Here is a 9,201-nt window from a genome sequence, read left to right on the forward strand (position 1 = left end):
TAACTAGTTAATGATTATAGAGTAGAAGACGATTTTACTACTTGCTTAAAAAGCATATTAGAAAAGGGTTTAAGGATAAAGCCTCCATCATTTTTGTTAGTACTTGCTAAGAGATTATCCTTTTGCATCTGCGCAATCAGCTGTGCTCTTATATCCCCTTTATCATCGATAACAGCACGCTTCATATGCCAGCGCCAGAACGTGCGCTCAGCTATAGGCTCTTTAGCAAGTAACACCACCTTTTGGTGACGCCTATCTTGTAAAATACACTGATAAACGCTTTCAAGCGACTCAAGTCTTCCCTCGAGTAGTTGATAGAAATGCTCATTAGAGTAAACTAAAAGACCGCTTAATTGATGGGTAAAGTTTTTGAAACGACAAAGCTTGGCTAATTGAGTAAGCGCTTGGTCAGTTAATGGTTTTTTAACTTGGCTCTTAAACAGAAGTTGGTATAACGCAGACATCTAACATCAATAAAAATCATTTAGATTTAAACGTTATTATCTTATGAAAAGGAAGACAACGCAATACGTCTTAATGAACCTTATACGTTGTTCATGCTAGGCTATTTAGGTGCCTCACGCAATTGCTCACCTTCGGTAATTAAGCTAAGATAATTTTAAAAAAAGCGCACAATAAGCCTTCTAAATTGTTTCTGTTAATTTTCTTTCTATTCCCAGGTTATTGCGCGCTCGTCACGCTTAAGGAATAGCTCATTACTATGAACCAAAGAACCCTCTACATCGCACATTTGCCCTTTTCGGCCACGGCACATGATATTGAAACGGCATTTTGTAAATACGGTAAAATCGTTGAGTTTGATTTGGTGAAAGACCGCTTTACCGGTCAGTCAAAAGGGATAGCGTTTATCACCTTCTCTTCGCAAGAGGAAGCCGAAAAGGCATTAAGCATGAATGGCAAACAGTGGCTGGGGCGAACCTTAAAAGTGACTCAGGTACAAAGCCGTGTTGTTGAGTCAATTACGCCTAATACATCAACCGATGAGTCTCGTCTGTTTAACGCCGAGCCTAGATAAATACTAATGACTAAACTAGCGCATTAATTATTAATAGAATGCTTATTTTTATACATATTGCAATCTGCAAGATGAATTAATTTATCTATTCTCGTTTTAGTGGTTATTTTTTCAATGTGAATTCCTGCACTCATTGAAACTTCTAATGGGTTCTCTAAATCGTGATTAACTTTATTGATAATAGTATTAATCTTTTCGTAAAAAAAGCTAGACAGTGTATGCTGCGTTAAACAAGCAAAGCAAAACTCATCGCCGCCAAAACGTGCAATAATGTCATAGTCTCTAAATTCAATAGCGCAATGTAAGCCAATAAGCTTTAAAATTTTATTCCCTTTAACATGGCCATATTGGTCATTAATTTGTTTAAAAGAATTGATATCTGCAATACCAATCGCAAGATATAAATTTTGTTTTTTTCCTCTTACAAGAAGATCATTAATTTTTGCAAAAAAACCTCTGTAGTTATCTAATCCTGTTAACTCATCATGGTCAGCAAGGTAAGCAATCTGTTGTTTCTGTAAAAATTCATGGGTTACGTCTTTTTGGATGCCAATATAATACGATACGGTTTTATCAGCTTCTATAATAGGCGCAAGACTCAATTCATTTAAAAATAATGAACCATCCTTTTTAACATTTTTTAAAACAACACGGCATTTTTTATGGCTGTTTAACGCGTTGCGAATCTTTAAAACTTCAGGCTGTTGTGCAAGATTTCCTTGTAAAAACCGACAATTTTTCCCAAGTACCTCTTTTTTCTTATACCCTGTCATTCGCAAAAAAGCACGATTAACAAAAATCAACGGCTCATCTTTCTGTTGCATGTCAACGATAGTTATCCCATCGTTGGCTGAATGAAGGGCTTGATAAGCTAGATTTAAGTCAATTAATCCCGTTGCTAACTTAGTTCTCCTTGGCATATTGTTCCCTTTTAGTCGCAACCACTATAATAAAGTTAGCCTATTAATTTTTAAAAGCTATAATAAAAAGGCGCATTGCAAAAAATACTATTCCGCCATGTGGTCTTAAAGCGTTCATTGTTAGTTTAGCTAGATACGCGGGAAAACCCAATAGGCTTAGTTCATCTTTAAACGCGTTGGTTGAGGCTAGGAAGGGTAACTACTTATCAAGCCGATTTTTTTTGTAATCAGCATAAAAACCATAAGCTTCTTTCTGCCGTTTCTTCACGGCATACATGGTTTTATCGGCCAATTGCACTAACTCATTTTGTGCCTCACTGTCATCCGGATAAAGCGCAACACCGATGCTGGCTTTCAATTTGAACAAAGTGTCATCATAGTCAATTGGCTCACTAATGGTTTTAATGATTTTGTTAACAATCGATTTGATAACGCGCTGGTTTGAGATGTTGTCTAAAATGATTAAAAATTCATCGCCACCAATGCGAGCCACCGTATCTTCCTCACGCAAACAACTCGCTAAGCGCTCCGCAATGATTTTAAGCATCACATCGCCTGTGGTATGGCCGTACGTATCATTAAGGGCTTTAAAGCCATCTAAATCTAGGAATAAAACGGCCACTTTCGTTTTATTGCGTTTAGCATGCGCACACGCCCGGTTCAGTCGGTCATAAGCGAGCCGTAAAATAGGAAGTCCTGTTAACGCATCATGTGTCGCTAAATAGCGTTGCAGCGTAAGTTCGGTAATATCACGTGCAATTTTAGACGCCCCAATAATGATACCTTCCTTATTTTTAATCGGTGAGATAGACACAGACACATGCACTGGCTTACCATCTTTGCGGATGCGCACCGTTTCAAAATGGTCAACTTTCTCACCTGAGGCTATCTTTTCTAATATATAGGTTTCTTCATTGAAGCGGTCTGAGGGAATTAACATAAGAATGGATTTACCTATGATTTCAGGCGCGCTATAGCCAAAGATTTGCGTGGCTGCCGGATTCCAACTGGTGATAATACCTTGTAAATTTTTACTAATAATCGCATCATCAGAAGAATTAATAATAGAGGTTAATAGCTGCTCGGTTTCTTCTCTTTTTTTATCGCTAGTGATATCGCGAACCATATTAAAAACACCCACGATGCTACCTTGATTATCTCTCAAGGGAAGAAAGCAACAAGACACAGGTATTTTTTGACCATCTTTTCTTAACACAACAGTTTTAAACTGTTCTATTTTTTCACCCAAGGACACACGCTTTAAAAAAATAGTGTGTTCCTCTAAGCGCTCTGGTGGGACTAAACGCATTGCAGGCTGACCAATGATTTCATGGGATAAGTAGCCAAAAAGGCGCTCAGCACTCGGATTCCAACTGGTAATACAGCCTTGAAGTGTTTTAGTGATGATGGCATCTTGGGAAAAGTTAAGCACTAGATGCAGCAAGGCTTGTTCTAGTTCATCTACCTTCTCCAAAGAAACTAAACGCTCTAGCATAGTTGCGCCTATATAGTTGTTCTAGCTTAAGTATAGCCAGTGTAATTAGATTAAGGCTAAGTCCATGAATGACTGGTCAAGAAAGCCAAGCGTCTGGATTAAGCATTGCTTGGTAACTAGCCGATAAAATACAACTAAAATGGAAAGACTTTTCTATAATTAGAATGGATAAACGCGGGAGATGGTGATGAAAAAAGGAATTTTTGAGTTGCAGGATGAATGTTTTTTGCTGCTTCTACAAAGCTCATTGAAATCAATTCCATTTAATATTTTTTTATCCACGTTTATTTGGAGCTATTTGTTATATCGGCAAGCTCCCGTGATAGAAGTAACCCTTTGGTATGGGTTAATTTGCTTTTTAAGTCTCACTCGCTGGTTTTACAGCCAGCAAAGTATTCATAAGCACGCTTACCTCTTAAAAAAAGATAGAATCAAATTTACTTTTATCCTCTTAACAGGCTTCATGGGTGCCTTATGGGGAATCTGTTATATTTGGTTTTACCCTTATTTTTTAGCCATGCATCAAAACGTGATTACGCTCGCCTTAGGTGGCATGGCCTCAGGAGCACTTGCCTCGCTTTCCATTTATTTACCGGCTTATTACGCTTATCTGATTCCTATGTTTTTACCGCTTATTCTTTACAATTATTGGCTAGGCGACCTTGACCATACTATTTTAGCCTCTATGTTCTTACTTTTTGTTATCATGCTAATCATTACCGCTAAATTCCCTTCGACGTTATTAAAAGAAACTATAGAACTCACCAAAGAAAAAGATAAAGCCTTAGAAGAAGTTCAACGCACAGCGATTACCGATGGCTTAACAGGACTTTATAACCGCCGCTATTTTGATCAACGATTTAACGAAGAATTTAGACGAGCCCAACGAAATAATCACCCCTTAAATTTAATTTTAATTGATGTAGATGACTTTAAAAAAATAAATGACCAGCATGGTCATCCTACAGGTGATTTATGTTTAAAGGAGTTAGCAAACACTATCAAAGATTCCGCTGGGCGCGCCAATGATGCCACCTTCCGGATTGGTGGTGATGAATTTGCAGCTATTTTAAGTAATATCTCACTTGAAGAGACCATTTCCCTTTGCAACAAAATTCAACAAAAATTTAAACAAGACGTAAAACTTGCAAAGCCAACCATTAGTATCGGGATTGTTAGCATCCCGCCTGTATGTACCAATGAAATTGATGAGGTGGTTTCCGTAGCAGACCAAACACTATATAAAGCCAAAAAAGCAGGTAAAAATCAAATCTATTCACAACAATTAAACTGTTAACGTTCTGTGCTAACTATAGTTAATAATGATTTTTAAATCATTTAATTTGAATATAACGCGCTAGAATTTGGAGGTTTTTATGACAGAAAAAGAGACAATAGAACTGGAAAAGATATACGGCTCATCAGCAGTTGCCAATAAATTGCGACGAATTGCAGCGGCTATTGAGCAAAACAAAGGCTTTCAACTACAAATACACAAAAAACGTATTTATGTGCCAGTTGATGTGTATGTGGAATTTGAGTATGAAGAAGAAGGCGAAGAATACGAACTTGGCATTGAAATAAAATGGAAAAAAATTAAATAGAAACGTTAAGGTTAGAAAAGTCTGGCAAAACGACTATTTAGGGTTACGTATTGTTTTATATTCCTTTAAGACAAAAGCTTAAATGTGTTATACTTTAATTATGAAAAAACAAACTCTTATCAATACAAATCCCTATTTAAAAGATGCTGACAATCGTAAGCGTCTAGTACAGCGCTCCGTAAGAACATCGTGTGGCGTTGAAGGCATTTATGAAAAAAACCTTGTTCTCCAATCTTTTAATATACCTTCACAGGGCAAGAAAAAAATCTATAAAACATCTAAATAGATTGCTCTATTAACAATTTAAAAATGCTACTAATTAAAGAGTAATCTCCTGTAAACCCAGCATGAATTGCGAGAATATAGTGAGAGAATCCTTCGGGATTTTGTGTTTGATCAATGGCAGTATAATTTAAGGGCGGCTTTTTTGCTTGCATAACCATTAAGTCAGCTAATAAGCGTGCCGTGCGCCCATTTCCTTCGCGAAAGGGATGAATAATAATAAATTCAACATGTACAACACCTAGTGCATAAGCTAGTTCATCTAGATCAGTATAATGGCATGGTGTATAGTTAGAGAGGTATTCTTTCTCAAATGCTACCATTAGTTTAGCGATATTTATTGCTGGAGCAAAAGGAAACCCTGCTTTTTCCATATTAACTGTTCTGTATTTCCCAGCAAAAGGATAAACATCTCCAAGCCATAATTCATGAATATTACATAAATCTTCAGCACTGAAACAATGATTTTCATCAAAAATTTCTAGCAATTCTAATTCAGTTCGTTGTAATTCCTGTTCCTCAATAATTTCTATTTTATCTTTGGATTTAATCTTTAGAAAATTTTTAAGTATGCCCTCTTCCGCGCCAGGTTCAAAATTCTCATCTTAAGGCACAGCATAGCGATTTGAATGCTTATCAGTCATGATACAGAAGCTGCTTGTCTAAGGTTATGTTTCTTAACATACATGTTAAGGCCAATATGATTACTATAACCTAAATAGGAAGCAATTTTTCTAACTGATAGTCCTAATTTTAATAGTTCTCTGATTTTATCGACATCTTTATCGAACTTGCTTTTTTGAATCGTTCCTTTGGGCTTACCTAGGCGAATCCCTTCTCTTCGTTTGCTGGCGAGCGCCTCTTTAGTCCGCATGCTAATTAAATCACGCTCAAGTTCAGCAAATAATGAAAAAAGCGTAATCATCACTTTAGAGGTCATATCATGCTGCTTCATATCAAGACCTTGTTTGATAGCAATGACTCGAACTTGTTTTTTGATTAACTCATTGATAAGCCCAATCACCTCTGCCGTACTTCGACCTAGACGACTAAGTTCTGTAACAATCAGGGTATCGGCATCATTAAGAATAGAAAGCATTTCATCGATACGCCGCTCTTTAATCGTTTTCCGACTGGAAATAGTCATCTGGATAAAATCATCCACTACTAATTTATTTTTTTTAGCAAACTCATAAATTTCCAATTTTTGATTGTTCAAATCTTGTTTATCTGTTGATGCGCGAATATAGGCAATGGTTTTGGACATAATTTATCCATTTAAGATGCATGTTAATAATTAACCTTATTTAAGAATTAAATTATACAGAACATATTAAATATATAAAGTGAAAACTGTATACAAATTATATAATAAAAAACGGTCGTTTTAGGCTATACAAAATACCACGGTATGATAAACGAAAAAAGATATTTTATATTCAGTTACTGGTATAATACTGCCAAAATTAAATGCAAGAGAGTAAAATATGAAACATCATAAAGCAGTGAAGGTTGGTTCAATTATTGAGCCTAGTGATTTTGAAAAAAAGTTGCCATTAGCCATACAAAAATATGTGTTTAGCTTTTTTAATCAAAAAGAATTGCGCCTTACTACCCAAGTCAATAAACGTTTTAATCAGTTGGGTCTTGAAGAAATTGAGCGAATGAAAAAAGTATATAAGGAAAATATTTTTTACTCTGTGGGTAACCCAATCCGAATTACCAATCCAAAACCATCTTTCCTTGAGATGAATTTTGGGATGAATTATAGAAAGATAATACCCAATAGAGAAATACATGACTCATTTTCTGGTTTAAATATTCAAAAAATTAAGTTATTTAATACCGAGTATGAAGCACTTGAATATTTAAGATCATTAAGAACGGGAGATCCGCTTTTGGAAGGAACTGAAGTTTACCAACCTGGTGTATTCAAGGTTATCTATTTGGGTCAGGTCGATAATACTATGTTTATCAATGAGGATTTAGTAATTAATCGTGGCCGTAGCTCTGATGCAACTGAGTGGAATGAAAGAACAACGAATATCAAATACTTTGCAACAGATCGTAGTCATGTTATTCCCGTAGAAGGGGCTTTGAAAATTCATCTTTCAGACATAGGGAAATTCAAAGTGTATGGATCTATTGACTATGCCAATCTAGATTTTTTAGAAGAAAAAAAATCTGCCTCCTCACTTCAAAAAGGGTGTGTTATTAGTTAATTTTCCATATAAATATATTCATCATGGCTGATAGCTTTAAGCAGCCATGTAATGAATCCTCCATCTAGTGCAACCAGTCAATTTGAACATAGCTGATAATAATAAATTGCTAACTGAGGAGTGGGATGGTTCATTAGAGCCTTTCATTGAGAATGGTCATTCAAGCCACTCAAACAAGTTTTTCTCATAGCTTAAAGGGTTTGCAATCAATTTAAGAAAAAATCAAGATTTACAGTGTAAGAAATAGAGCATTGTCTTGGTTTAGAGAATTAAGTTTGATGCTTTGAAAAAGACTTAAAGAAGTTATGTTATATAGCCCAGATAAAGATTTTAACTATATCAGAGGGCAAAGCTTGGGAAACCCCTATACTGAACTAATTGATAGAAGGAAGGGAAGACAATTCTCGTTTAATTTAATTAAGAACTAATAAAACCATGAGCGTTAAACCGCACAGCACAAGCCCAATTAAAAAACCAAGAAATAATTGAGGAATTTTACTAAGACAGATAATCTGCCCTTCTTTTTTCATTCTAACTCCTTAATATTATTGCAAATTGCTAACCAAATGATTCTCGTATCTATCTGGTTCTTTTTGTTTGCCGTGACTATGAGTATAAACGCCAAAAGCAAAATAAATGAAACCAAATAAGTATCCTACAATGACTCCTAAATACAACCATGGCTTATTGTATTTCATTAATTATTTTCTCCAACATAGATAGTAAAGATTACAATTTTGATAAGCTCATTAACCTTGTCAGCAAAGTACTAAAAACTTAGTAAAATAGATAGTTTTTTCTTTAAATTAGTAGAATGGTTAGCTCAGGTTAATCGGTTGTTCTTTAAAGTTAATGTGCTAAATTATATTGCCATTCAAGTCAACTAGCTGACTGACTGTTAAACAACAATGTAAAATATAAGCATCATATAAAATCCTCTAGAATAAAAGGATTAATTACCCTTCTCCACATGCTTATCCACTGTTTTTGTGGATAAGCCGTCGCTGTCGCGAAATGTTTAGTTTAAACGCCTATCAATTAGAACTAATTTTAGCACTATTTTAAATATGTCAAACAAGCTGCTCTGTCTTGTCACTAAGCGGATAGAGGATTTGTTATTTCATTGTCTAGAATACATCTTTTTGGTATTTTTTCAATCGATTTTACCGTTTTTAGATGCACCTCGCCTGTCAAATAGCGGGTCAATTGCCTGAGATTAAAGCCTAATACCGCCGCATAACCCGCACTCAATGTTGTATTATCTGACTTCATACGACTTCGTTCTAATTGACCGCCACCTTTTGCATGACTAATTAATGCTTCAATGCCGGCTCGCCGATTGTGTAAGGCGAGGCGTGTTGCAAACGAGGCGGTTTCTTTAGGGGCATTGAGTTCTCGCCTTGGACGAGACAAATAAATATCAGGCACGTTCATTTGGATTAACAACTGCTCATTATTGTAAGCGTAATAGCCTTTATCAGTTGCTACTGATTCAAGACTATTTTTTCCAAACAGCTCTTCATGAGTATAAAGCATTAACGGCAGTGATTGAGCATCAGGCATATGAAGACTAACACACGGACTAGCAAACAGAAAGTTGCCTCCAATGCGCCCGAGTTGATAAGCGCGCCCAAATTCAAGC

At 35.8% G+C, this 9,201-nt stretch carries 10 protein-coding genes and 1 pseudogene; 5 read left to right on the top strand and 6 right to left on the bottom strand.

Annotated features, from left to right (window positions below; all coding sequences use genetic code 11):
• Positions 1-14 precede the first annotated feature (14 nt).
• The gene (locus E1P04_RS15945; protein WP_115332885.1) at positions 15-464 is read right to left on the bottom strand and encodes a BLUF domain-containing protein; all 450 of its coding nucleotides are present in this window, start codon (positions 462-464) and stop codon (positions 15-17) included.
• A gap of 257 nt (positions 465-721) precedes the next feature.
• On the opposite strand from E1P04_RS15945, the gene E1P04_RS15950 reads away from it, so the two are divergent.
• Positions 722-1,036, top strand: coding sequence for an RNA recognition motif domain-containing protein (locus tag E1P04_RS15950; RefSeq protein WP_115332886.1), 315 nt, complete (start codon positions 722-724; stop codon positions 1,034-1,036).
• A 23-nt stretch (positions 1,037-1,059) separates the two neighbouring features.
• On the opposite strand, the gene E1P04_RS15955 is transcribed toward E1P04_RS15950, so the two are convergent.
• Together E1P04_RS15955 and E1P04_RS15960 are read right to left on the bottom strand one after the other, a co-directional pair.
• Complete coding sequence (locus E1P04_RS15955; RefSeq protein WP_115332887.1) at positions 1,060-1,956, bottom strand: GGDEF domain-containing protein; 897 nt, start codon at positions 1,954-1,956, stop codon at positions 1,060-1,062.
• A gap of 199 nt (positions 1,957-2,155) precedes the next feature.
• Entirely contained in the window at positions 2,156-3,451 is a 1,296-nt protein-coding gene (locus E1P04_RS15960; RefSeq protein WP_131783877.1) for a sensor domain-containing protein, read from the bottom strand.
• Between the two features lie 187 nt (positions 3,452-3,638).
• Here E1P04_RS15960 and E1P04_RS15965 point away from each other — a divergent pair, with 187 nt between their 5' ends.
• The 3 genes from E1P04_RS15965 (at position 3,639) to E1P04_RS15975 (ending at position 5,341) form a co-directional block, all read left to right on the top strand.
• On the top strand, positions 3,639-4,748 hold the full coding sequence (locus tag E1P04_RS15965; RefSeq protein ID WP_160116245.1) for a GGDEF domain-containing protein: 1,110 nt from the start codon (positions 3,639-3,641) through the stop codon (positions 4,746-4,748).
• A gap of 79 nt (positions 4,749-4,827) precedes the next feature.
• Positions 4,828-5,055: an amphi-Trp domain-containing protein gene (locus E1P04_RS15970; RefSeq protein ID WP_115332890.1), complete on the top strand. Its 228-nt coding sequence runs from the start codon at positions 4,828-4,830 to the stop codon at positions 5,053-5,055.
• A 100-nt stretch (positions 5,056-5,155) separates the two neighbouring features.
• The gene (locus tag E1P04_RS15975) at positions 5,156-5,341 is read left to right on the top strand and encodes a hypothetical protein (RefSeq protein WP_131740710.1); all 186 of its coding nucleotides are present in this window, start codon (positions 5,156-5,158) and stop codon (positions 5,339-5,341) included.
• Here the strand turns inward: E1P04_RS15975 and E1P04_RS15980 are convergent.
• Both E1P04_RS15980 and E1P04_RS15985 read right to left on the bottom strand, forming a co-directional pair.
• On the bottom strand, positions 5,334-5,825 hold the full coding sequence (locus E1P04_RS15980) for a Fic/DOC family protein (protein WP_207386051.1): 492 nt from the start codon (positions 5,823-5,825) through the stop codon (positions 5,334-5,336). The two genes, E1P04_RS15975 and E1P04_RS15980, sit on opposite strands and share 8 nt — an antisense overlap.
• Positions 5,826-5,977: 152 nt before the next feature.
• Positions 5,978-6,604 (bottom strand): recombinase family protein, encoded by a 627-nt coding sequence (locus E1P04_RS15985; protein WP_115332893.1) that lies wholly within the window; start codon positions 6,602-6,604, stop codon positions 5,978-5,980.
• Positions 6,605-6,824: 220 nt separating this feature from the next.
• Between E1P04_RS15985 and E1P04_RS15990 the strand changes: the two genes are divergently transcribed.
• Complete coding sequence (locus E1P04_RS15990; protein WP_131783879.1) at positions 6,825-7,559, top strand: hypothetical protein; 735 nt, start codon at positions 6,825-6,827, stop codon at positions 7,557-7,559.
• A 1,095-nt stretch (positions 7,560-8,654) separates the two neighbouring features.
• Here the strand turns inward: E1P04_RS15990 and E1P04_RS15995 are convergent.
• Positions 8,655-9,201, bottom strand: a pseudogene (locus E1P04_RS15995) (transposase); the annotation flags it as partial.

This window comes from Legionella gresilensis (genome assembly GCF_900639865.1).
In the GTDB taxonomy this organism is placed as follows: Bacteria; Pseudomonadota; Gammaproteobacteria; order Legionellales; family Legionellaceae; genus Legionella_C; species Legionella_C gresilensis.